Genomic DNA, 23,380 nt, shown 5'->3' with positions numbered 1-23,380 from the left:
ACCCTCACATGCGATCGGGGACGCGGATCCCCAGCAGGTCGAGCCCCTGTCGCATGGTGACCAGGTACTGGCTCACCAGGGCCAGGAGGGAGAGACGGAGCGGTTCGTCGGTCTCTCCGATGATGCGGCGCCGGTTGTAGAAGAAGGAGAATTTCTGGCTCAGGGTGTAGAGGTACCGGGCGAAGGTGGCGATCTCCTGGCCGTTCAGGGCGGCCCTGACCGCGTCCCGCATCTTCAGCAGGCAGCTGAAGAGGTCCCACACGTCGTCGGGCATCCCGGCGGCCAGCCCGCCACCCATCACCCGCAGCCGCTCCAGTGCGGCCTCCGCGGTTTCCCCGTAGGCCTCGGCATACTTCCGCTGGATGTTGGCGGCCCGCACCGCCGAGTACTGAAGGTAGGGGCCCGTCTCGCCGTCGAAGTTGAGGGCGTCGTCCAGGTCGAAGACCAGGAGGGAGTTCCGGGTGAAGCGCGCCATGAAGTACCGCAGGGCGCCGGCCGCGATGTCCCGCGCGATGGGCCGGGTGACCTCCTCGCCCGCCTCCGGGTGGCGCTTGACCACTTCCTCGTGGGCCCGGTTCTCCAGCCGATCGACCAGGTCGTCGGCCTTCACACCGAGCCCGCGCCGGCCGCTGACCTCCACGTGGGACCGGGTCTTCTCCTCGTCCGAGAGCGCGAACCCCAGGGCCTCGGCACAGCGGGGGGAGAGGGCCACCATCTCGTAGGAGAAGTGGACGCACCGGCTAAAGGCCTCCTCCCCTTCCAGCAGGGCCACGCAAGTGTAAACGATGTTCTGCGTGTAGGACTGGCGGACGTCGATGACGTTGTAAACCCTATCCCCCGAACCGAAAGCGGGGGGGGGCGGCGTGCCCGGCGGGGGGGGCTCCGGGTGGGACACCCACGTGATCCCGCCGTCGGACCGGGTCTCGTACGGCAAATAGAAAAAGTCCTTTTCGAGCTTTCCGAGCTTCCAGAGCTGGTACGCCACGTCCTTGCCGGTGTAGGTCACCGTCCCGTTGGAGCGCACCATGATCTTGACGTCCTCGGCCCCGTCCTTGAGGTACTTCATCACCCAGCAGCCGGCGTTGGGCCCCTCGGCCTCCAGGGTCACGACACCCTTGTCGCGGAGCAGCCCGAAAGCCTTGTCCCAGAAGTGCAGCCGGAGGATGTCGCTCTCCCGGGGAAGCACGTCGTACACGATCCCGAGGCGCCGCATCGTCGCCAGGTGGCACCGGGCGACCCGATCGGAGACGTGGGCCGCCATTTCCGCGGCCTCCCCGACCCCGGCTTCGATGGCGTGCAGGACGTCGTAGCGCAGTTTCCGGTTTTCCTCGGAGCGCTCGTAGAACTCCGCCACCCGGGCGTAGAGGTCCCAGCAGACGTCGTCAAACTTCCCCGGGATGCGCCGGACGCCCTCCAGGGTCATCTTCTCCAGGTGTAAAAAGCCGACCACGACGTCGGCCACCTGGACCCCCGTGTTGTCGAGGTAGTTCTGCACCTCCACCGTCTCGCCGGCGAAGCGCATGAGCCGGACGAGGGAGTCGCCCAGGATCGCGTTCCGGAGGTGCCCGACGTGGGCCGCCTTGTTCGGGTTGATGTTGGTGTGCTCCACGATGGTCTTCCCGGGCACCGGGTCGAAGGCTCGCTGGAAGACGCTGGCCCGGAGGGCCTCGAGGGCCTCCGTGAACAGGAAACCGCGGTCCAGGTGGAAGTTGACGTAGCCGCCGCCGGCCGTCGTGACTCGGGCCACGCCGGCAGGCGGAGCGTAAACCTCCCGGAATCGCTCCGCGATGCGGGCCGGCGCCTGGCGGAGCACCTTGGCCAGGTCGAAGGGGAACGTGGTGGAAAGGTCGCCGTGCTCGGGGCGAGCCGGGTATTGAAAGGAAACGGCGACGGTGCCGGGCTCGATCGGGAAGGCACTCTCCAGTGCCTGGCGGACCGTCCGTTCCACCTCTTGCTTCATCCGGAAAATCATGTGAGCTTATCCTTTGCGCGTGACCCTGAGTTTCAGCTCGTCGGAACCGAAATCGGACTGGGCCTGGATGATCACCGCCGCCTGGCCCGTGGTGAAGTCGGGGATGACGATGTTGAGCGTGAAGACCCCGTCGTCGTCGGTGTGGCCGGTGTGGATCACGGGACGGAAGGTCATCCCGATGACCTTGATGGTGACTTTGCAGTGGGGGATCGCCTTGCCGCTGTCGGCGTCCTTGGTGTAGACCCTCATCACGGAGGGCTGGCCGGAAACGATCTCCGTCCCGGCCACGACGTCGATCTTCAGGTTCCGAGGCGCGCCCGAACGCTGGATGATCCGGTTGAGGAAGGAACCCAGGGTGTTGCGCTGGGGCACCTCGGTTCGTTCCAGCGTGAGCTCGATGTCGCTCCGGGAGGCGGCGGCGGCGATCTTTTCGGGGGTCGGGGGCGGCGGGGCCTGCTCCCGGACGGCGGGCGGGGCCGGCGGCGGCACGGCCGGCGGCGGGCCGGGCGGGGGCGGGCCGGTCGGTGGCGGCGGGGGTTGCGGGGCCGCGTGCTTTCCCACCGGAGCGGAGAACGGCTCGCGGCCTTCGTCCTTTTCCTGCTCCTCCTCGATCTTCTTCTTCAGCACGTCCAGCTTGCCGGCCTGGATGATCCGGACCACCGTCCGGTGCTGGTCGTTCATCAGGTCCTTGATCTTCTTCTCGTCGAAACCCTGGATGAGAAGGCGGCTGTAATCCGTCTTCTTCGTGAGCAGGATGGCGCCGCCGACGAAAACGTGGGTGATGATCCGCTTGAGCTCGAGGCCCATGTCCTCGGTCTGAACGTGGTAGGTCTTCCCTTCGTGCTGTACGTCGATGTTGTATCCCGTTATCATGGTCCCCGCCCTTCGTCGAAGCAATTCATTTTAGCAGATATTCAGAGGGAAACAAAGCTTTTCATGCGGTTTTGAAGGTCCGGCTTCGCCGGAGCCGGACGGCGCCCTTCCGGTTGCAGGCCAGGCGGAGCGCGGCGGGGGTCCCGGCCCAGGCGGTCCACCGGTGAACCGGCGGGAGCGGGGCCCCCGTCAGCCGGGCCGCTGCCCCGGTCAGAGCTCGTAGAGCGTTTCGTCGACAGCGGGGGGGCGGACGCCGGCACGCAGCCGCCGCCGGATGCCGGCAAAAAGGCCGTCCCCGGACTGGGGGTCGTCGGTTTCCAGGACGTCCCCCAGCTCCTCTTCGAGCGCTTCGGGGTCCTCCCCCTTCTCCAGGCGCCGGACAGCCTCCTCGATGCCCGGCGTCATCTGCATGCCGGTCGTTTCGTACATCCGCTTCATGAGCCGGGCCATCTGCCGGGGGTCGTCCTCGTTGAGGTTCTCGGCCTCCCCGGCCAACTCCATCATGGCCTGTTCCATCCGGGACTCGTCCATCCCGGGGATGGGGGCGTCGTCCTCCTCCTTCAACCCCCGGGAGCAGGCGAAGCGGGAGGGTTTCCGGTCGAGCGCCAGCCGGGAGCACCGGGGGCAGTCCGGCTGCCGCTCGGTGTCCACCCTCCGGGAGTAGAAATTGAAGATCACGTTGCAATCGGGGCAGTAGAACTCGTAGATCGGCATCGCCTTCCTCCCGTTTACTGGATGCCCTCCTCGTCGATCATCCGGCCGACGATCTCCATGGCTGCCTTGCCTTCCGCTTCCAGCTTGCCTTCGGGCGAATAGACCTTGAGGTGGGGGATGCTGCTCAACTCGAACTGCTGCGCGACGGGGGACTGCCAGTCGATGCCGCCGGTCCCGGGGCGGTTGATGTCCACCTTGACCAGGGCGATGTCCGGCCGTTTCTCCGCGAGCTTGCTGAGGATGGGGCTCAGGCGCCGGCAGGGCGGGCATCCGTCGCTGTAGAAGTCGAAGATGACGGTCTTGCCTGAAACCAGGTGGTCTTCGATGCGGATTCTCTCGCCCTGGGAGATGGTCTTCTCCTTGACGGCCTCACCGGCTTTCGCCCCCGCCGGGGACGACCCGGCGCCGGCGGCAGGACCGGCGGTGTCGGAACAGCCCGCGAGGAAAACCAGCATCAGGACGACCGACAGGAAAACGAGGGGACCCTGTTTCTTCAGCTGCATCATCAAACCTCCGTCCTCAAGATAAAGCGTATATTACATTCCCGCGCCGCCTGAGGCAACCCGGATTCTTGCTGGCGGGGTCATCTTCGCTGATCCGGCAAAAGACCGCAAAACGGACAACGGCTGACGGGCCCGCACAAAGCCAATACAGAACGTCAATTCAGCCACAAGGAACGCAGAGAGCACAAAGAATGACGAATTTGCAACACATTGAATCAAAGAGTTCGGATTTTCTTTGGGTGTCTTTGCGTTCCTTGTGGTTTGATGGTTCGGACTTTTTGAGCCGCGGGCTGCAAGGGACTTTCGGGAGACCGTCAAAGCTCCCGGCATCGCAGGACGTGCCGTGGGCGCCGGCCCCGGCTCCGGGCACAATCTGGTTGTGCGCGGGCGGACGGCCGTTTACAATGGTGGGGAGGCCGGCGACCCCTGCCGTTCGGGTGGGCCTCCAGGAGGTGGACATGCAGCGCGCGTTGTGGACGACGATCGTCCCCTGGGTTTTCCTGACCCTTTTCCTGCCGGCGGAAACACCCCCGGGCATCGTGTTCGACGTCTCCGTCATCGGGCGGGACGGCAGGATCGAAACCCGCGAACAGAGCGAGATCACCTGGTTCGACGGCCGGTGGATGGAGCGCTCGGACGACAGCGCCGTCATCATCGACCAAAAGGCCGGCCGCATCTGCCTGGTGGATCACGCCGGGAAAGTCTGGACGGGGGGCGACGCCGAGTCTTTCCTGAAGGAACTCGAGGCCTCTTTCCGGCAGGACGCGGCCGTGCTGAGGGAGACGTCGCCCCCGGCCAAACCGGTGCCGGGACCCGGTGCCGGCGGTGCCCGGCCGAAGGTCCGGGCCGCCCTCGCGGGGACAGACACCGTGGACGGCGCCCATTGCCGGCACTACAAGGTCCTCGCAGGCGCCGACCTCAAGGAGGAGGTCTGGGTGAACACCGCCATCGCCCCGTCAGCCTATTTCGACGTCACCGGGCTGCAGCCCCTCCTCGAACGGCTCGAGACCGTGACCCAGACCGTCTCCGACGCGTTTCGCTCCCCGGAGGAGTCCCGGACGGAAGCCGCCATCCGGGCCGAACGGGCCAAGCTCTTTCCCCTCGGCCTGGAGATGCGGAGCCTCGAGCACGCCCGTGGCGGGGTCCGCTACGAGAAACGGGTGACCAACATCCGGTCCTTCTACGGCGACGCCTCGGTGTTCAACGTCCCCGAAGGCTACCGGAAGGTGAGTGTCCGGGAGTTCATCGAAACGACGACGCCCAACCCCGTGGACTTCTCGGACCCCGACGAAACGGAAAAGCACTGAGGACCCCGGCCCGCCCGGGGAATGTCCGGGGACCGGCTACCCGGGTTGGATCGGGCCGGGCCGGGATCACTCGAGGTAGAACGGGACCGGGATGAACGTCAGCACCAGGATCAGCAGGGCCGCGACGGCGAGCGCCGGCCTCAGCCGCCCCGGGATTTCTCCCGGCACGAGCGGCGGCGGGTGCCGGTAGATCCTGAGGGCCAGGAGAATCCCCGCGAAGAACAGGTATCCCGCGGCCGGCCACGAGAGCACCGAGACCCCCACCAGGGCGGAAAAGGCGACCCAGGTCACCCACCGGTGAACCCGGGGGCCGAAGACGGCGTAGACGATGTGCCCGCCATCCAGCTGCCCCATGGGAAGCAGGTTCAGGCTCGTGGCCAGGAACCCGAAGAACGCGGCCCAGTACAGCGGGTGCGCCGCGATGACGCCGCTCTCGAACCTCAGGCTGAACCCCAGGTGGATGAGGAGGGAATCCCCGATGTAGAGCACGCCGCCCCCGCCTTCCGCCCCGGACGGGGCCGGGATCGGGATCGCCGGCCGGCTCAGGAGGATCCCGGCGGCCAGGACCGGGATGGCGGCGACGAAGCCGGCCAGGGGGCCTGCGATCCCCACGTCGAAGAGGCGCCGGCGGTCCAGGAAGGGCTGTTTGATCTTGATGAAGGCCCCCGCCGTGCCGAACGACGGCAGCCAGGGGAGCGGGAAGGGCAGCGCGAAGGGGGGGGTGCACCACATGCCGTAGTGCCGGCAGGCCAGGAAATGGCCCATCTCGTGGCTGCCGAGGATGAAGAGGATGCCCAGGGCGAACGGGAGCCCGTGAAGGATCGCCCAGGGGGATTGGTTGATTTCCGCCGCCCGGGCCTGGCCTTCGGACTGGAGGATGAACTCGTGGTACCAGAGCAGGCCGGAATAGGTGCAGGCCAGGAAGGTGACCCCCCACAGGGCGAGCGCCGTGCGGAGGTTCCGCTTCTCGAGCCGGAACCACTCCTTGCGGTCGAAGGAGGGGGACAGCAGGCGGAAGGGCGAGCCCGAATGAAAAAAGGCCTCGCGGGACAAACCCGCGAAGCCGTCTGGTTCCTGATCCGGAGAGTTCAAGCCGTGCAGGCCCCGCTTATTTCATGTACTCGGAGGACAGGTTTTTCCCCGGCTTGAAGCGGACGGTCTTCCCCTTGGGAATGGACACTTCCTCTCCGGTCTTGGGGTTTCGCCCGACGCCGGTTTTACGGTTCTTGACCATCAGCACACCGAAACCGCGCAGTTCGATCCGCTCGCCGTCCTTCAGCGCCTCGATGAGCACGTCGAAGATCCCGTTGACGGCCTTGGCCGCAAGGACCTTGGGCATGTCCAGCTTTTCGGCGATGCGTTGAATGATGTCCTGCTTGATCATACCTTTCCTCCAGAATTCCTTTTGGCCTGTGCCTTTGTTATCTCTAACACAGTTCAATTCCTAAAATCAACGAAAAAAATGCGGTTGTGTTGTTTTTTTGCACAGGCGGCCCCTCGGGGGTCCCGGCCCCCGGGTGAGCAACCCCGCGGGCGGAGCCCCCGACCGCCGTTCGCGCGACCCGTCGTCAGGGCCGCTCCCGCTTCCAGACCGTGCCTTCCGGGGTGTCCTTGATCGATATCCCCATGTTTTTCAGCGCGTCCCGGAGGGCGTCGGAGCGCTTCCAGTCCTTTCCCCTGCGGGCTTCCTCCCGCTGCCGGACCAGGTCGAGAATCTGCGCCTCGTCGTCGGCCGGGGTTTCCATGCGGCAGGGGTTCAGCACGTCCAGCACCTCGTCGATCCGCCGCAGGGCCTGCAGGATCCGCTCCCGGTCCCCGGCCCGGACACCGCCTTCCGCCAGGCGCCGGTTGTTCTCGCGAATGAAGTCGAACAGGGCCGCCAGGCCGGCGGAGGTGTTGAGGTCGTCGTCGAGACCCTCCTCGAACCGGTGCAGAAACTCCCTGCAAGCCTCGGCCACGGCCTCGGTCTCGCCCGGTTCGAGCGCCTTCCGCCCCAGGGTGTCCACGAAGTCGTGGATCCGGTCCAGGGCGGCCTGGGCCTGTCCCACCCCTTCCTCGGTGAAGTTGAGCGGCTTCCGGTACGGGACCGACAGCAGGAGGTAGCGGATGGCCAGGGGGTTGTGCCCCCGGGCGACGAGGTCCCGCAGGGTGAAGAAATTCCCCTTCGACTTGGACATCTTCTCGCCGTTGACGATCAGGTACTCGCTGTGCAGCCAGTATTTCACGAAGGGTTTGCCCGTGGCCCCCTCGCTCTGGGCGATCTCGTTCTCGTGGTGCGGGAAGACCAGGTCCGTCCCGCCGCAGTGAAGGTCGAAGCTGTCGCCCAGGTATTTCAGGCTCATGGCCGAGCACTCGAGGTGCCAACCCGGCCGGCCCGCCCCGAAGGGGGCTTCCCAGGAAGGCTCCCCTTCCCGCGACCCCTTCCAGAGCACGAAGTCCCGGGCATTCTCCTTCTCGTACTCGTCCGAGTCCACCCGGGCGCCGTCCCGGATTCCCGTGAAGTCCTTCTTCGAGAGTTTCCCGTAGCCGGGGAACGCGTCGATCTTGAAGTAGACCGAACCCTCGCTGACATAGGCCAGGCCCTTGTCCAGGAGGTTCCGGACGAGGGCCTCCATCTCCGGGATGTGCTCCGTCGCCGGGCACAGGGTGTCGGGGCGCTTCACCCGCAGGGTTTCCAGGTCCTCCAGGAAGGTGGCGGTGTAGCGCTTCGTGAAATCCGAGAGGCTCATCCCGGCGGCCCGGGAGTCCCGGATGGTCTTGTCGTCGATGTCGGTGACGTTCATGACATAGTTCACGTCAAAGCCTTTCGAGCGCAGGTAGCGGTTGAGGATGTCCTCGAAGACGAAGGTTCGGAAATTGCCGATGTGGGCGAAGGTGTACACCGTGGGGCCGCAGCAGTAGAGCCCCACCCGGGGGGGAGCGACGGGTTCGAAGGGGTCGAGTCTTCCGGTCAGGGTGTTCTGGAATCTCAGCATGCGGCACCTCCTCGAGCGTTTCACGGGCGACCCGTAAAGCGCGCATTATAGCCTTCATACACCGGCGATGCACGCGGTTTTTCCGCGCGGGGCCCCTTCGCTCCCCCGGCTTGCCCTGATTAGCGGTGGATTCGAGCGGTGTTCTCCGCTATCATGGCCCGGGCCTCCAGTCCGGAAACAGTCGGGCGATGCGTCCCCGAAGGGTCCGGCTGCTCGCGGTCACTGCCGGCCGAGGTGTTCGATGACTGTCCGGGCGCTCTACATGATCACGGTCTTCCTGGGGTCGGCCCTCCTCTTCCTCGTCCAGCCCCTGGCGGCCAAGCTGATCCTCCCCGCCTTCGGGGGCGCCTCGTCGGTGTGGACGACCTGCATGCTCTTCTTCCAGGCCCTCCTCCTGGCCGGCTACGCCTACGCCCACGGGTCCTTCACGGTCGGGGGGCCCCCCCGGCAGCGTTTTCTCCACGCGGTCGTCCTCCTCCTTCCGGTGCTGCTCCTCCCCGTGGGTTTCCCCCCGGGCTTCGACCCCGCCCGGCACGGCCTGCCGCCCGCCCTGGCCCTCCTGGGCGTGCTGGCCGTCGGCGTCGGGGCGCCCTTCTTCGCCCTTTCCGCGGGAACACCGGTTCTCCAGCGCTGGTACGCCGCCTCGGGCGGGGGGGGCCGGGACCCCTATTTCCTTTACGCGGCCAGCAACTTCGGCAGCTTCGCCGGCCTGCTGGGATATCCCGTTCTCCTCGAGCCCGGGCTCCCCCTCGGGTCGCAGACGAGGGCCTGGAGCGCGGGTTTCGTTCTGTACGCCGCCCTCGCCCTCCTGTGCGCGTTCACCGTCCGGAAGCACCCGGCCGTGGACGCCACGGAGACCGGGGCGGGGCGGGCGCCCGTCACAACCCCTCCCCCCCGGCCGGGCGAGCGCGCGGCCTGGATCGTCCTCTCGGCGGTCCCCTGCAGCCTCCTGCTGGGGGTCACCTCCTTCCTCACCACCAATGTCGCGCCCGTCCCCCTGCTCTGGGTCGTTCCCCTGGGGCTTTACCTTCTCACCCTGTGCGCCGCCTTCGCCCGGCCCGACCGGTTCTCCACCGCCGGCCTCGGCCGCGCCCTGGGGGTCCTGGCCGCCCCCGTGGCGGCCCTGATGGTGATCGAGTCCTCCCGCTTCGTCCTGGCCACCGCGACCCTGCACCTGGTCTTCTTCACCCTGGGGGCGCTGTTCTGCCACGTGCGCCTCTCCCGGATGAGGCCGCCGGCCCAACGGCTCACCGGCTACTATCTCTGCATCTCCCTGGGGGGGGTGCTGGGCGGCGTTTTCAACGCCCTCCTCGCGCCCGTCGTCTTCCGCTCCCTGGCCGAGTACCCCATCGCCCTCGTGACCCTCCTTCTCCTCCTGCCGCGGCGCTCCGGCGCCCCCTCCCCCCGGGCCGACCTCCTGTGCGCCCTCGGGACGGGCGTACTGGCCGCCGCCCCGCTCCTGGCGATGGGCCCCGGCTGGGAGAACGCGCCGTGGCGAAACGCCGCCATCATCGGGCCCCCGATCCTTTTCGCGTTTTTGTGGGCGGGAAGACCGATGCGGTACGCGCTGTCGCTGGGGGCGGTCTTCCTCGTCTCGAACGGGCTCCACAGTGCCTGCCCGGGCCGCGTCCTGGCGGCGGACCGGAACTTCTACGGGGTTCACCGCGTGATCGAGTCCCCCGACGGGCGTCTTCGCGCCTTCCTGAACGGCAACACGGTCCACGGGTGCCAGCTCACCGCCCCGGAGGCCCGTCGGGTGGCCACGAGCTACTACCACGCCACGGGGCCCGCGGGTCAGGTCCTCGCCGCGCTGAAGGGGTCCCCCCGGGCCCGGGACGTGGGGGTCGTGGGCCTCGGGGCCGGGGTCCTGGCCGCCCACGCGGAGCCGGGGCAGACCTTCACCTTCTTCGAGCTGGACCCCTACGTGATCCGGGTGGCCACCGACCCGGGCCTCTTCACCTTCCTGTCCGACTGCCGGGGCCGGGTGCGGATCGTCCCGGGGGACGCCCGGCTGACCCTCCGTCACCAGCCGGCCCACTCCCTCGACCTCCTGGTCCTCGACGCCTTCACCTCGGACTCCATCCCCGTCCACGTCATGACGCGGGAGGCCGTTGCGCTCTACCTCGAGAAGCTCCGCCCGAACGGGCTTGTACTCTTTCACGTTTCCAACCACTATCTCGACCTCTCCCGGCCCCTGGCGTGCACGGCGCGGGACCTGGGGCTCACGGCCCGCCTGCAGCGGGACAACCTGGTCGCCCCGCGGGACCGGCTCGAGAAAAAGGACCCGTCCTGGTGGGTCCTCATGGGGCGCTCGGAGCGCGACATGGGCCCCCTGGCCCGCGACCCTCGCTGGCAGCCCCTCTCGCCCCTCCCCGGCGACCACCCCTGGACGGACGATTACTCCAACCTCCTGGGCGTCTTCCGGTTCCGTAACTGAACCCCCGTTCGCCCACCCCCATTCACACCGAACCCGCCGACGGTCAGCCCACAGGTGCACCGGCGCGGAGAAGCTCCCGGCCCTCCGGTGACCAAAACCGGAAATCGAACGCGAAAAAAGAGGGAACCCCGCGGCGGGCGGCGTGTCAAACCATGCAGAAAGGCCACACGGGATTCAGGTTACGGGATCCCGGGGGCGGAAGCCCCCGGCGTGCCTCCCCGTGCGGCCCAGGGGCCGGGAACCGGCCGGAATCCACCCCAGGAGGCTGCCATGTTCGACAAACTGCTCGATTCCGCCCCGCGGCGCGGCAAGACGCGCAAACCCTCCACCCTCGTCGTGTCCGTGGTGCTCCACAGCTCCGTGCTGCTCACCCTGGTCGTGGTCCCCCTCTTCATGCCGGACCTCCTGGAAAGCACCGACCTCCTGATGTTCGTTTCCTCCCCGCCCCCCGCGGAAACCTGGTTCCCCGAGGCCAAGGTGAAGCCCCCCCAGGAAAGGCCCCCGGACGCCGGCCCCGAGAAGCCGGACGACCACCTGGCCGTCCCCCCGGAAGGTTTCCAGGAACCGACGGCGGTCACCGAAACGGTCCCGGACATCGACCGACGGCCCGCCCTGCCGGTGGACGACAATGCAGACGTCGGCATCCCCATCGGGGGGCCAGGCCAGGACCCCGCCGGCACGCCCGGCATCCGGCACACGGGCATCCGGGTCCCCGACGCCGTCATCGATCTTCCGTCGGCGCCCCCGGTACCGCGCGAAACCCCGCCGGCCTCCACCGGCCCCGCCCTGTTCCGAAGCGAGCTGCTGGCGTCGAAGCTGATCCACCGCGTCGAGCCCGCCTACCCGGAACTGGCCCGCCGCTCCCGCACCCAGGGGGTCGTGATTCTCAAGATCGTGGTGGGCGTCGACGGGAAAGTCGCCTCCGTAACGCCCGTCAGCGGAAACCCGCTGCTGGTCCCGGCGGCGGTGGATGCCGTCCTGAAATGGGTGTATTCACCCACCACCCTCAACGCGCTGCCCGTCGAGATTACCGGGACCGTGGTCGTCAACTTCGTCCTCCGGCAGTAGCGGCACCCGGCGGGCCTCCCCGAACAGCATAACCCGAAGCCAGGCGTATCCGAAGGGGGCCCCCGCCCCCTTTATCTTTTCGACAAAGGCCCGTCCGGGGGGTAAAATGGCAGTCCAATTCGTGCCGGGAGGGAATCCATGAACTTTGTCATCGGAAGCGACCACGCCGGGTTCGAGACCAAGGAGGCGATCCGCCGCGAGATGATCGCCTGGGGCCTGGCGGTGGAGGACGCGGGCGTCTTCGACACGAGCCCCGCCGACTACCCCGACATCGCAAAGGTCGTTGCCTCTAAGGTTTGTGCGAACCCGGGGACCATGGGTGTCCTGGTCTGCGGGAGCGGGGTGGGGATGTCCATCGTGGCCAACCGCTTCCGGGGCGTGCGGGCCGCCCTCAGCTTCAACGTCGAGGTGGCCGAACTCTGCCGGCGGCACAACGATGCCAACGTCCTGGTGCTTCCCGGCCGGTTCCTGTCCCTGGATGAGGCCCTCCGCATGGTGCGCGCCTGGGTCGACACCCCCTTCGACGGGGGGCGGCATCAGCGGCGCCTCGACAAGATCGCCGCCCTGGACCGGGAACGCTGACCCCGACCCGGGCAGGCCGGAAAAACGACGAACCACCCGGCGAAGCCCCGGAAAGGGCCCGGTCCCTTTCGCGTCGGTTCGCGTGATTCGCGGGAGGGCGCCCTCACCTCGTTAGAGGTGATATCTGTAGCGAGGGCGGCGGGATGGCCGTCCAACCGGCCAGAAACCTTCTTTCGCAACCTCTTCTTTATGGGCATTTTGCGAATTTATATGTAGAGAGCGAGATCCTGTTCCCGTCCCGGAGGGACGGAAGAGATTAGCTGAAAGCCTTCCCTTCGGCGCTGTTCGGGTCGAGGTCGTCGCGGCCGGTGGATCATGGTCCCCCTCGCCCCGAAACCCTGATGAAAACCTTGCTTCTTTTCGCGACTTTTTCCGGGAACCTCAGTCCTTGAAGATCTTCACCTCGGCCTTTCCGTCGGCCCCCATGACCCCCCGGAACATCCCGGCGGTGTTGAAGCGCAGGCTCACCCGCCCCTTCGCGTCCACGGCGATGATCCCCCCTTCCCCGCCCTGGGCGGCCAGTTTTCCCAGGACGACCTGCCAAGCCGCTTTCTCCAGGGACACCCCGAGGTACTCCATCCGGGCGGCGATGTCGTAGGCCACGACCTCGCGGATGAAAAACTCCCCGTGGCCCGTGGCGGAAACGGCGCAGGTGCGGTTGTCGGCCCAGCACCCCGCCCCCGGGATGGGGGTGTCTCCCACGCGCCCGAAGCGCTTGTTCACCCTGCCCCCCGTGGAGGTGGCCGCGGCCAGGTTCCCGTGGGTGTCCAGGGCCACGGCGCCCACGGTGCCATGGACGTCCGGCGCGCCCCCGCGGAGGGAGCCCTTTCCCGCGTTTTCGCAGGCGCCTTTTCCCTGCCCCTTTTCCTTTGGAAGGTCGGGTGACGGTTTCTCCTTTTCCTTCCGTTCCTTCTCCTTGATGTCCTGGAGCTGTTTCCAACGCTTCTCGGTGAAGAAGTAGTCCTCCGGCGCCAACTCGACCCCCTGCTCGCGGGCGAAAACCTCGGCCCCGTCCCCGGCCAGCAGGACGTGAGGCGAGTTCTCCATCACCTTCCGCGCGAGGGAGACCGGGTTCTTCACGTGCCGAACCGCGGCCACGGCCCCGGCCGCGCCCGTCCGTCCGTCCATGATGGAGGCGTCCATCTCGATCTTCCCGTCGGCGTTGAAGACGGACCCCTTGCCGGCGTTGAAGAGGGGCGAGTCCTCCAGGACCCGGACGGCGGCCTCCACGGCGTCCAGGCTCGTCCCGCCCTGGCGCAGGATGCGGTGGCCGGCCTCCAGGGCGTCGCGCAAGGCCGCCTCGCAGGCCTCGATTTCCCCGGGCTTGAAGCTCTCGGGGCCCATCGCCCCGGCCCCCCCGTGGACGGCGATGACGAAAACGGGCTTTCCCCCCGCCGAGAGGCACCACCCGGGAAGAACCATCAGGATCCCCAGCAGGGCCGCCGCCCACCGCACTGATCTGGACACCGGAGAATTTGACACATACAGAAATCTCATGGCCAGGCCCTCCGCCAGTAAAATCAAGCTTGATACGTTCGCAAAAAGACCTTTTCTCTCACAGAGGCACGGAGGCACAGAGAAATGCAAATCGTATTTAATAGAATCAACAATCCTTATGATTCTTCTCCGTGCCTCAGTGCCTCTGTGAGATCACAACCAGGACTTTTGCGAGGTCATCAAGCATGTCGGCCCCGGAAGAAGTCCCTTCACTCTCCGGGCGATGGCTCAAACAAAGGCCTTACAAACTCTGTCTTGTTGGATCCCCAGCTTCTCACAAGGCCGTCCAACTTGAAGGTATTCTAACGCATTGCTGGACCAATCTGGAATTCATTGTCGAGTGCCGGCGCATCCTCAAGGTCCGAACACTCGAAACCCCGCTCCCGAGGAAAGGAGGCATGGACAACGGCGGCCTTCAGGGCTAGGATATCCGGCAAGGCAGCCAAGGAATGTTGCACGATCATGGCTGGCATCAACCTTGGCAACGATAACAATAAGTGTATACGGTATTTTCATGCTGATAAACAGATGACCGGAGACAGGACACCCATGGAATCCACAGAACGCCACGCCAGGCCCGAACCCTGCGATCCAAGCTCGGGAAAAGCCCGCCGCGGAGGGCTGAGGTCCCCCGGGATTCGCGCCGGCGCCCTGATCGTGCTCTTCTTCCTCGCCGTCTTCTGGAAACTCTTCCTGACCGGGGACTATTCGATGCTGGTGGCCCAGGACGACACCTGCCAATCCTACCCCTGGCTTCAGTACATCGCGAAATCCATCCGGTCCGGGGACTTCCCGCTCTGGGACCCCACGGCGAACGGCGGGCAGTCCTTCACGGGTGAACTTCAGACCGGCGCCTTCTACCCGCCCAACTGGCTGCTGGCCCTCGCCCCGGCGGGCCCCGACGGGCGGGTCTCCGACAAGGCCATCGAGGGGCTTGCCTTTCTCCACGTGCTGTTCGCCGCTTTCTGCATGGCCCGCTTTGCGCGCCGGCTCGGCCTGGGGGATTTCGCCGCGGCCGTGGCCGGGATCGTTTTCGCCGCCTCGGGCTCCGTCCTCTTCCGCTCACCCGGCCAGCTCAACATCTTCTTCTCCGCCGCCTGGGTCCCGTTCGTGTTCCTCTTCTTTCAGAAGGCGCTGCGAGCGCCCCGCCGGACCGGCACCCTGTTCTTCGCCAACGTGGCGGGGCTTGGGCTTGCCCTGTCCTTCCTGGCCGGGCACTTCCAACCCCCCTTCTTCACCGCCCTGGCCCTGGTGGGCGCGGCGGCCTGCTCGCTCCTCACCGCCTCCCGCCCCGGGGGCACCCACCTGTTCTCGGCCGCTTCCCGGACCGCCGTCCTCCTGGCCCTCGGAGGAACGTTCCTCTTCGCCGCCCTCTACGCGGCCCCGCAGCTCACCGCCTCGCTGGAGTACTCCCGGCGGGCCCTGCGCTTCGCCGAGCCCGCCGCCCTTCCCGCCGCGGAGGGGATGCCCTACGAGGTTGCAGGGAACGCGTTCCCCCTCAGCCCAGCATCCCTCCCCTCGGCCGTGCTGCCCCAGGTCCTCGGCCCGGAGAATGTCCTGTACTTCGGGGTCACCGCCCTGCTCCTGGGCGTCCTGGGCCTGGCGGCATGGCGGAGTTCCCGCGACGCCCGGGTCTGCACCCTGTTCGCCGTCATCTTTCTCCTGCTGGCCATGGGGAGCTGGTCCCCGCTCCACGGGCTCGCCTGGGCCCTGGTCCCCGGCTTCGACCGGGGCCGGGAAGCCGCCCGCCTCCTCCTGATGTTCCACTTTTTTGCCGCCCTCCTCTGCGGGATCGGCGCCTCCCGGGTTTTCTCGAGAGGCCCTGCCGAAAGTACCCGGCCGCTGAAACGCACCGGCCTGGCCGCCGCGTTCCTGGGCGTCTTCGTGGCCCTGACGGCCCTGGTCGGCCACCTCTACGGCGTTCCCCGCTTCGCCGCGGTCGCGGACTGCAACCTCTACTTCTACCTGGGCCTGGTCCTCGTCGCGGGGGGCGCCCTGCTGCTGCTGCGCGCCGCGGGCCTTCTCGGGGAACGCGCCCTGAAGGCCTTCCTGCTGCTGGTGCTGCTGCACGAGATCGCCTGGGTCTTCAGCTTCAGCATCCACCCCAAGGCCGCTTTCGACGGGAAGGTGAACCGGGAGCCGGTGCGGTACTACGCCCCCGACGCCGCCTGGGCGTTCCTCGCGGCCCAACCGGGCCCCTTCCGCGTGGAGATCCGGGACGATCGCTACCCGTATAACCTCGGGAAGGTCAACGGAATCGAGACAGTGAACGGCCACGGGGCCACCGTTCCCGCGGAGGTCGGGGCATGGCGGGTCAAGGATCCTTCCCTTCGCCCCGGGGTCTTCCAGCGGCTGGGTGTCCGGTTTGTCGTCTCGGCGACGGACCCCGGTCTGCCCCTCACCTTCGAGGGAGGGGGGACGCGGGTCTACCGGTATTCGGACGCCATGCCCCGGGCTTGGGTGGTGGGGGAGGTGTCGGCCCGGCCTCCGGGAGCGTCGGTCTCCCCCTTCCGGCCCGACCTCGCCCTCGACCCGCGCACGGTGGTCACGGTGAACGACACCGGGCGGCTCCCCGACCCCTGGCAGCGGAGGCCCGGCAGCCGCTGGGCCGTGCCCGCAAAGCCCGTCGCCCGGGCGCTTCGATACCAGCGGCCCGGCCCCAACGGCGTCCGCGTGGACCTGGACGTCTCCGGGCCCGGCCTGCTCGTCCTCGGCGAGAACGTCTACCCGGGATGGACCGCCGAGGTCAACGGCGCCGAGCGCCCCCTGCTCCGGGTGGACGGGTTCCTTTTCGGGGTAGCCATCGACGGGGGACGGTCCCGGGTGGTCTTCCGCTATTGGCCCACCCACCTGACGCTTTCCCTGGCCCTCTTCGCGGTGGCCGCCCTGTCCCTGGGAATCCTGGCCCTCCCGCGCTTCGGGAAACAGTCTGAGCCGCGACCGTGAGGGAGCAGTCCTTCAAGGGTTTCCCCGCCGGTCATCGTTGACGACCCCGCAAAAAGTCCTGCTTTGCCCGCGAATCACTCGAATGAACACGAATCAGAAATGACGCGGTCGCAAAAAGTGCCATCACCCTCCGGGTGATGGCTCAGACAAAGGCTTTACAGACACTTTTCCGTCCGTCTTCCGACTTTTTACGAACCCGTCAGAAATCAATAACCATTAGAGATTACTCGTGTTGTAAATTCGCGCCTGTTCGCTTTATTCGCGGGAAATCTCCCTTTCGCGACGTTTTGCGGGATCAACACCGCTTCAGCGGACCGCCTCGCGGGCGGCCTGGCGGATGACGTCCCAGGCCGAGCGTACGTGGCGCTCGACGGTCCAGGTCTGCCCCACGCTGAAGCGGAGGGTCAGCCTGTCCTCCAGCTTCGTGTGGGAGAGGAAGAGTTTCCCCCCGTTGTTGACCGTGTCCAGGATGGCCTGGTTCACGGCGTCCCCGCCCCGGTGGCGGAAGCAGGCCAGGTTGAGGGGGACCGGCGCCGCCAGCTCGAAATCGGGGTCCGAGGACACCCAATCCGCGAAGAGCCGGGCCAGCCGCACGTGCTCCCGCACGTGGTGGCGGATTCCCTCGGCCCCGTAGTGGCGCAGGACGAACCAGAGCTTCAGGGCCCGGAAGCGCCTGCCCAGCGGGACCTGCCAGTCCCGGTAGTCGATGACCGCCCCCGACTCGGTGGCCTGGTTCCGCAGGTACTCGGGAAGGATGGAGAGCGACCGGATGAGCGGCCCCCGGTCCGCCACCCAGAAGCAGTCGCAGTCGAAGTTGGTGAACATCCACTTGTGGGGGTTGAAACAGTAGCTGTCGGCCAGTTCCAGTCCGTCGAAGAGCCCCCGGAACTCCGGGCAGACCGCCGCCGTACCCGACATGGCCCCGTCCACGTGGAACCAGAGCCCCTCTCGGCGGCAGATCTCCCCGATGGCCCGCAGCGGGTCCATGGCATTGGAGGAGGTGGTCCCCACCGTGGCGGAGACGAAGAAGGGGCGGAAGCCGGCGGCGCGGTCCCGGGCGACGGCTTCCCCCAGCCGGTCGGGGCACATGGCGAAGGCCGCGTCGCAGCCGATCTGCCGGAGGTTGGCGCTGCCGATCCCGGCGACACGGATCCCCTTTTCCACGGAGGAGTGGGCGTGTTGCGACGCGTAGGCGGTGAGCGGCCCCCCGGCTCCGGAGGCCAAGGCCTGATCGCGAGCGGCCAGGATCGCGCACAGGACCGCGCTGGACGCCGAGTCCTGGATCACCCCGCCCCCCGGGCCTTTCGACAAGAACCGCTCCGGGAGGCCGGCCAGGTCCGCCACCCAGTCCAGGACCCGGGTCTCGAGTTCCGTGCAGGCGGGGGAGGTGGCCCAGGACATCCCCTGGACACCCAGTCCCGCGGAGAGCATGTCCCCGAGGACGCCGGGCCCCGAGGCGTTGGCCGGGAAGTACGCGAAGAAGTTGGGCGACTGCCAGTGGGTCAACCCGGGGAGGATGAAGCGCTCCACGTCCTCGAGCACCCGCTCGAAGGGCTCGCCGGTCTCAGGCGCCCGCTCCGGCAGCTGCGCCGCCACCTCGCCGGGTTTCACGCGCGAGAGAACGGGGAAGGTCTCCACGCGCTCCCAGTAGCGGGCGATCCACTCCACGAGGGCGTGGCCGTGCCGCCGGAACTCGTCGGGGGTCATGTGACAGGATCGTTCAGTGTTCTCCATGGCTTTCACCTCTCCGAGAAAACCGCATTGTATCATGGAATGCGCCGGTCCGGGCTCGGGGCCCGCCACGCAACGGACAAGCGGGCGTCCGTCCAGGTTCAGGCCATCGCCCGGAAGGCGATGGTACTTCTGCGGACTCAGCTTTCGCAGACCGCGGGGAGGGTGAAGCAGAAAACCGAGCTGCCGTCGGGGGCGCCCTGGTACCAGATCCGGCCGCCATGGCGGGTGATGATGATCCGGGCGATGGGAAGGCCCAGGCCGGCGCCGCGGGGCTTCGACGTCAACGTGTCGCCGGACTGCCCGAATTTCTCGAAGATCTTCTCCTGGTCCTCGGGTGAGATGGCCTCGCCGGCGTTGGAGAAGGCGAACAGCAGGGTCTGCCTCCCGTCCGCGGCCTTCGGGTCCGAAGTCGCCCTGACCGCTTCGGCGGTGGCGGAGATCCGCCCGTTGTCCGGGGAGAATTTCAGCGCGTTGTCGAGAAGTTTGCTCACCACCTGGGCGAGTCGGTCCCGGTCGCCCCGCACGGGGGGAAGCTCCCGGGGCACGCGGTCGACGACCTCGATCCCCCGAAGGGCCGCCCGGGGCCGGAAGCCGTCGGTCACCTCGCGCAGCAGGGCGCACATGTCCACCGCGTCGTTGCGCCAGGTCACGGAGCCGCTCTCCAGTTCGTCGAGGTCCAGCAGGTCCTGGATGAGCGCCTGCATGCGCGACCCCTCGTCCAAGACGATATCGAGGTTCTCCGCCAGCTGCCCGGCCGCCTTCCGGCGCCTCGGTTCCTCGACGGCCTCGTTCAGCACGAGTTCCGCCAGCTTCTTCTTCATCAGGGCCGCGAAGCCCATGATGGAGGTCAGAGGGGTCTTGAGTTCGTGGGAAACGTTGGAGACGAAGTCGTTCTTCAGCCGGTCCGCCTTCGTCAGGCGCTCGTTCACCCGGATCTGCTCGTCGAGTTCCCGCTGCCGGCGGGCCATCTCCCGGCGATGCCGCCGGGTGTAGAACCGGGAGGCCCCCAGCAGGGCGAGCCCGGCCAGGATCGCGTAGCCGGCGTAAGCCCAGCGGGTTTTCCAGAAGGGCGGCGTGATGACGATGACGACGTTGGGCCCGGCCTCGTTCCAGACGCCGTCGCCGTTCGAGCCCCGGACCTGCAGCACGTAACGCCCCGGCGCCAGGTTGGTGTAGTTGGCCACCCGGCGTCCGGCCGGGGTGTGAATCCAGTCGCGGTCGAAACCGACCAGCATGTACCGGTACCGGTTCTTGCCGGGAGCTGTAAAATCCAGGGCGGCGAATTCGAAGGAGATCATGTTGTCCCGCCAGGAGAGTTCGACCTCCCGGAGTTCTTCCAGGGGAGTCTCCAGCGGGAAAGGTTGGTTGAACTTGTAAAAACCCGTCAGGACCACCGGCGGCACGAAGAGGCTGTCCGCGATCTCGTCCGGGAAGAACGCGTTGAACCCGTTGGTCCCTCCGAAGAACAACTCGCCGGACGGGCTCCGGAAAGCCGCTCCCCAGAAGAACTGGTTGCCCTGGAGCCCGTCGTCGATGTCGAAGTTCCGGAAAACCTCCTCCCGGGGGTCGAAACGCGACAGCCCCTGGTTGGTGCTCAACCACAGCCGTCCCCGCTCGTCCTCCAGGATGGCGTAGATCACGTTGTTGGGCAGACCCTGTTTCTTCGTGTAACACCGGAAGATCCCGGGGGTGCTCATCCGGTTCAGCCCACCCCCGTAAGTCCCGATCCACAGCGTGTTCGACCGGTCCATGCACAGGGAGACGATCTGGTTGTCGCTGAGGCTGTCCGGGCGCCCGGGCTGGTGGAGAAAGCGGTCGAAACGGCCGGTACGGGGGTCGTAACGGTTCAGGCCGTGCCAGGTGCCGAACCAAAGGCAGCCGTCCGACCCTTCGCAGACGGCCTGGGACTGCAGGCTGTTCTGGCTGAGGCTCCGGGGGTCCGCCGGGTCGCTCCGGATGACGGTGAAGGCGTCCCGGGCCCGTTCGTACCGGTTCAGGCCGTCCTGGGTCCCGACCCAGAGGGTCCCGCGGCTGTCCTCGAACACGAACTGGACCAGGTCCGAACTGAGGCTGGCCGGGTCCGCCGGGTCGTGGCGGTAATCCCTGAATTTCCCCGTCCGGGGATCGTACTGCTTGAGGCCGTATCCCCAGGTCCCCAACCAGAGCACGCCCTGGCGGTCCTCCCGGATGGCGGACACGGTGGCCACGGAATCGGCCTCGTTCCCCCGTTCGGGGACGCGGATCGCGACGAACCCCCGGGTGGCGGGGTCGTACCGGTTCAGGTAGCCTTCCAGGGTCCCCACCCAGAGCGTGCCGTCGCGGCCCATGGCGAAGGACCGGATCGTGTCGTGGCTCAGGCTCCCGGGGACCGAGGGGTTCCGCCGGAAGAGGGGGAACCGCTGGCGCAGCGGGCTGTATCTGTTCAAGCCCCCGGCATTGGTCCCGACCCAGAGACTTCCGCCCCGGTCTTCGAAGAGGCTCATCCCCATGTCCTTGTTCAGTGTCCCGGGCACGCGCGGGTCGGTGACGAAACGCTCGAAACGGCCGGACCCCGCCCGCAGACGGTTCAGGCCGGAGAGCGTCCCGACCCAGAGATCACCGTTGCGGGCGGGCAGAATGGACAGGATCCGGTTGTTGCTCAGGCTCCCACTGTCCGAGGAATCGCTTCGAAACGTCCTGAACACCCTCCCCGCCGGGTCGAATACCGACAGCCCCCCGTTGGTCCCCGCCCAGAGCTTGCCGTCGGGGCTTTCCGAGAGCACCAGCACGTCGTCGCCGCCCAGGCTGGCGGGGTTGGCCGGGTCGTTCAGGACCCTCTCGAAACGTCCGGTGGAGCGGTCCAGGCGATTGAGACCGCGCTGGGTCCCCACCCAGAGGGTCCCGCTTCGGTCCTCGACCACGGAGAGGACCGCATTGCTGCTCAAGGAGCCGGGATCTCCGGGGACATTCTGGAAACGGGTGAAAACCCGGCTTCCGGGGAGAAGGACATTCAAGCCGCCCTGGAGCGTCCCGACCCAGAGGGCGCCGGACCGGTCCTCGTAAATGCACCGGACGTCGTCGTCACTGAGGGAGCCCGGGTTGGCGGGGTCGTGGCGGAAGTGCTCGAAACACTCCTTCCCGCGGTCGTAGCGGGCGAGCCCCCCCTCCCCGGTGCCTACCCAGAGCGTGCCCGAGCGGTCCACCAGGGCGCACCAGATAAAATCGTCCGCCAGGGAGCCCGGGTCGGCCGGATCATGGCTGAAAACCTTGAAGGCGTACCCGTCGTACCGGTTCAAGCCGTCTTCGGTGCCGATCCACAGAAATCCGGCCTTGTCCTGGACGATGGCGTGGACGGCATCGTTGGACAGCCCGTCCCGGGTCGTCAGCGCGAGGAAGCTCGGAGTCACCGGCCCGGAGAAACGCCCCGGGTACGGCGCCGGACCGTCCGCAATCACCGCGCCCGCCCAGAACGAGACCAGGACACCCACCCAGAGGATGAAAGCACGCGGCGGGTTCCCCCGCCCCGCACCATCCGCCCCCCCCGCGCTCCGACAAGCGAGGGCCCTCACTCCGCGGGCGACCCGGCGGCCGCTCCCCGGGCGCCCCTCGACGCGGACCGGCCCTTCGACCCCGGGCGGCGCCGCGACCGACGTCGCCCCTTCGGGGCCAGGCTCCGACCGGGTGGTCATCAGCGGTTTCGAGACGGTTTCTCCCACCCCTGTGCACTCCCGTGTTTTTTCTGGGTAAACACTATCTTTAACCGCAACGGGTGTCAAATGAAAACATCGCCGTCCCGGCGACGATGCCGTTGAAGAGGGGCGGCCTTCAAGGCTCGCCAGGGGCCTTACTGCATGACCAGCAGGCTCAGGGCCATGACCACCATCCCGCCGAGCAGCCCCAGCAGGCTGTCGTGACCGCGCCCGTAGAGGCGGCTGGCGGGCAGCAGCTCGTCGAGGCTGATGTAGACCATGATCCCGGCCACCCCCGCGAAGACGATCCCCATGACCTGGGGCGGCACCACGCCGCCCGGCCCGCCGATCAGGAACCACAGCAGGGCGTAGGCGGCCAGGGCCCCCACCGGTTCGGCGAGCCCGCTCAGGAACGAGTAGGTGAACGCCTTCCTCCGGTTGCCGGTTGCGTAGTAGATCGGGACCGAGATGCTGATGCCCTCGGGGATATTGTGAAGGGCGATGGCGATGGCAATGGCCACGCCCAGGCCCGGGTTTTCGAGAGCGGCCAGGAACGTGGCCAAGCCCTCGGGGAAGTTGTGGATCCCGATGGCCAGGGCGGTGAACAGCCCCATGCGCAGGAGCCTGTGCTCGGCCACCCGGTGGTCGTGGGCCCCCGGCGCGGCGGAGGCGGGGTTGTCGGCGATGGCCTGGAAGTCGGGCAGGTCCGCCGACGGGTCCCGGAGCGGGGCCATCTCCTCGCGGGTGTGCGTCTCGTGGGGGTTCCCCGAGGAGGGGATGAGGTTGTCGATGACGGCGATCAGCGCGATCCCCCCGAAGAAAGCCCCGGTGTTGATCCAGTTCCCCAAGGTCCTGCCGTACGCCGCGCCCAGGGAATCCGCCCCCTTGTAGAAAATCTCCACGAACGAGACATAGAGCATCACTCCGGCGGAGAACCCCGTGGAGATGGAGAGGAAGCGGTAGTTGGTCCGCCTGGCGAAGAAGGCGATGGCGCTCCCGAGGCCCGTGGCGAGCCCGGCGAATGCTGTCAACCCCAGTGCAAACAGAACGTCCATGGGTGAAATCCCCTCACGCTGAACCTTCGGCCCCCCCGGGGAGACCCGG

The 23,380-nt window shown here is 67.4% G+C and carries 16 protein-coding genes; 5 read left to right on the top strand and 11 right to left on the bottom strand.

All coding sequences use genetic code 11. The features are described 5' to 3' along the window. Positions 1-4: 4 nt before the first annotated feature. The 4 genes from argS to KA419_00380 form a co-directional block, all read right to left on the bottom strand. Entirely contained in the window at positions 5-1,972 is a 1,968-nt protein-coding gene (gene argS, locus KA419_00395; GenBank protein ID MBP7864377.1) for an arginine--tRNA ligase, read from the bottom strand. A gap of 6 nt (positions 1,973-1,978) precedes the next feature. After that, the gene (locus tag KA419_00390; protein MBP7864376.1) at positions 1,979-2,845 is read right to left on the bottom strand and encodes a hypothetical protein; all 867 of its coding nucleotides are present in this window, start codon (positions 2,843-2,845) and stop codon (positions 1,979-1,981) included. 210 nt (positions 2,846-3,055) lie between these two features. Then, a complete protein-coding gene (locus KA419_00385; GenBank protein ID MBP7864375.1) occupies positions 3,056-3,559 on the bottom strand; it encodes a zinc ribbon domain-containing protein in 504 nt (167 codons plus the stop codon). A 14-nt stretch (positions 3,560-3,573) separates the two neighbouring features. Next, positions 3,574-4,062 (bottom strand): thioredoxin family protein, encoded by a 489-nt coding sequence (locus KA419_00380; GenBank protein ID MBP7864374.1) that lies wholly within the window; start codon positions 4,060-4,062, stop codon positions 3,574-3,576. A 458-nt stretch (positions 4,063-4,520) separates the two neighbouring features. On the opposite strand from KA419_00380, the gene KA419_00375 reads away from it, so the two are divergent. Further along, positions 4,521-5,369, top strand: coding sequence for a hypothetical protein (locus tag KA419_00375; protein MBP7864373.1), 849 nt, complete (start codon positions 4,521-4,523; stop codon positions 5,367-5,369). A 66-nt stretch (positions 5,370-5,435) separates the two neighbouring features. Here KA419_00375 and KA419_00370 read toward each other — a convergent pair whose 3' ends face one another. The 3 genes from KA419_00370 to cysS all read right to left on the bottom strand — a co-directional run bounded on the left by KA419_00370 (position 5,436) and on the right by cysS (position 8,344). Next, positions 5,436-6,461 (bottom strand): site-2 protease family protein, encoded by a 1,026-nt coding sequence (locus tag KA419_00370; protein MBP7864372.1) that lies wholly within the window; start codon positions 6,459-6,461, stop codon positions 5,436-5,438. Between the two features lie 16 nt (positions 6,462-6,477). Further along, positions 6,478-6,753 carry an integration host factor subunit beta gene (locus tag KA419_00365; GenBank protein ID MBP7864371.1) on the bottom strand — a complete coding sequence of 92 codons (276 nt, stop codon included), beginning with the start codon at positions 6,751-6,753 and terminating at the stop codon, positions 6,478-6,480. A 184-nt stretch (positions 6,754-6,937) separates the two neighbouring features. Continuing rightward, positions 6,938-8,344: a cysteine--tRNA ligase gene (gene cysS / locus KA419_00360; protein ID MBP7864370.1), complete on the bottom strand. Its 1,407-nt coding sequence runs from the start codon at positions 8,342-8,344 to the stop codon at positions 6,938-6,940. 241 nt (positions 8,345-8,585) lie between these two features. Between cysS and KA419_00355 the strand changes: the two genes are divergently transcribed. The 3 genes from KA419_00355 (at position 8,586) to rpiB (ending at position 12,431) form a co-directional block, all read left to right on the top strand. Beyond that, positions 8,586-10,781 (top strand): fused MFS/spermidine synthase, encoded by a 2,196-nt coding sequence (locus KA419_00355; protein ID MBP7864369.1) that lies wholly within the window; start codon positions 8,586-8,588, stop codon positions 10,779-10,781. Positions 10,782-11,051: 270 nt separating this feature from the next. Beyond that, a complete protein-coding gene (locus KA419_00350; GenBank protein ID MBP7864368.1) occupies positions 11,052-11,849 on the top strand; it encodes a TonB family protein in 798 nt (265 codons plus the stop codon). 138 nt (positions 11,850-11,987) lie between these two features. After that, positions 11,988-12,431, top strand: a complete 444-nt coding sequence (rpiB, locus tag KA419_00345; GenBank protein ID MBP7864367.1) for a ribose 5-phosphate isomerase B — start codon at positions 11,988-11,990, stop codon at positions 12,429-12,431. A 381-nt stretch (positions 12,432-12,812) separates the two neighbouring features. Here the strand turns inward: rpiB and KA419_00340 are convergent, their stop codons facing one another. After that, positions 12,813-13,928, bottom strand: a complete 1,116-nt coding sequence (locus KA419_00340) for an isoaspartyl peptidase/L-asparaginase (GenBank protein ID MBP7864366.1) — start codon at positions 13,926-13,928, stop codon at positions 12,813-12,815. A gap of 549 nt (positions 13,929-14,477) precedes the next feature. Between KA419_00340 and KA419_00335 the strand changes: the two genes are divergently transcribed. Next, complete coding sequence (locus tag KA419_00335; GenBank protein ID MBP7864365.1) at positions 14,478-16,874, top strand: hypothetical protein; 2,397 nt, start codon at positions 14,478-14,480, stop codon at positions 16,872-16,874. 306 nt (positions 16,875-17,180) lie between these two features. Here the strand turns inward: KA419_00335 and KA419_00330 are convergent, their stop codons facing one another. The 3 genes from KA419_00330 to zupT all read right to left on the bottom strand — a co-directional run bounded on the left by KA419_00330 (position 17,181) and on the right by zupT (position 23,331). Next, positions 17,181-18,581, bottom strand: coding sequence for an aspartate aminotransferase family protein (locus KA419_00330; GenBank protein ID MBP7864364.1), 1,401 nt, complete (start codon positions 18,579-18,581; stop codon positions 17,181-17,183). A gap of 164 nt (positions 18,582-18,745) precedes the next feature. Next, positions 18,746-22,303 carry a histidine kinase gene (locus KA419_00325; protein ID MBP7864363.1) on the bottom strand — a complete coding sequence of 1,186 codons (3,558 nt, stop codon included), beginning with the start codon at positions 22,301-22,303 and terminating at the stop codon, positions 18,746-18,748. A 128-nt stretch (positions 22,304-22,431) separates the two neighbouring features. Further along, on the bottom strand, positions 22,432-23,331 hold the full coding sequence (zupT, locus tag KA419_00320) for a zinc transporter ZupT (GenBank protein ID MBP7864362.1): 900 nt from the start codon (positions 23,329-23,331) through the stop codon (positions 22,432-22,434). Positions 23,332-23,380 lie beyond the last annotated feature (49 nt).

It is taken from the genome of Acidobacteriota bacterium (assembly GCA_018001935.1).
Lineage (GTDB): Bacteria > Acidobacteriota > JAAYUB01 > JAAYUB01 > JAAYUB01 > JAGNHB01.
This window is presented reverse-complemented; position numbering and strand designations above follow the sequence as displayed.

Coding starts and splice junctions, on each gene's coding strand:
- KA419_00340 (MBP7864366.1), bottom strand. CDS start 13,928: ATGAGATTTCTGTATGTGTCAAATTCTCCGGTGTCCAGATCAGTGCGG.
- KA419_00390 (MBP7864376.1), bottom strand. CDS start 2,845: ATGATAACGGGATACAACATCGACGTACAGCACGAAGGGAAGACCTAC.
- KA419_00335 (MBP7864365.1), top strand. CDS start 14,478: ATGGAATCCACAGAACGCCACGCCAGGCCCGAACCCTGCGATCCAAGC.
- KA419_00380 (MBP7864374.1), bottom strand. CDS start 4,062: ATGCAGCTGAAGAAACAGGGTCCCCTCGTTTTCCTGTCGGTCGTCCTG.
- zupT (MBP7864362.1), bottom strand. CDS start 23,331: ATGGACGTTCTGTTTGCACTGGGGTTGACAGCATTCGCCGGGCTCGCC.
- argS (MBP7864377.1), bottom strand. CDS start 1,972: ATGATTTTCCGGATGAAGCAAGAGGTGGAACGGACGGTCCGCCAGGCA.
- KA419_00350 (MBP7864368.1), top strand. CDS start 11,052: ATGTTCGACAAACTGCTCGATTCCGCCCCGCGGCGCGGCAAGACGCGC.
- KA419_00330 (MBP7864364.1), bottom strand. CDS start 18,581: ATGACCCCCGACGAGTTCCGGCGGCACGGCCACGCCCTCGTGGAGTGG.
- KA419_00375 (MBP7864373.1), top strand. CDS start 4,521: ATGCAGCGCGCGTTGTGGACGACGATCGTCCCCTGGGTTTTCCTGACC.
- KA419_00355 (MBP7864369.1), top strand. CDS start 8,586: ATGACTGTCCGGGCGCTCTACATGATCACGGTCTTCCTGGGGTCGGCC.
- KA419_00385 (MBP7864375.1), bottom strand. CDS start 3,559: ATGCCGATCTACGAGTTCTACTGCCCCGATTGCAACGTGATCTTCAAT.
- cysS (MBP7864370.1), bottom strand. CDS start 8,344: ATGCTGAGATTCCAGAACACCCTGACCGGAAGACTCGACCCCTTCGAA.
- KA419_00365 (MBP7864371.1), bottom strand. CDS start 6,753: ATGATCAAGCAGGACATCATTCAACGCATCGCCGAAAAGCTGGACATG.
- rpiB (MBP7864367.1), top strand. CDS start 11,988: ATGAACTTTGTCATCGGAAGCGACCACGCCGGGTTCGAGACCAAGGAG.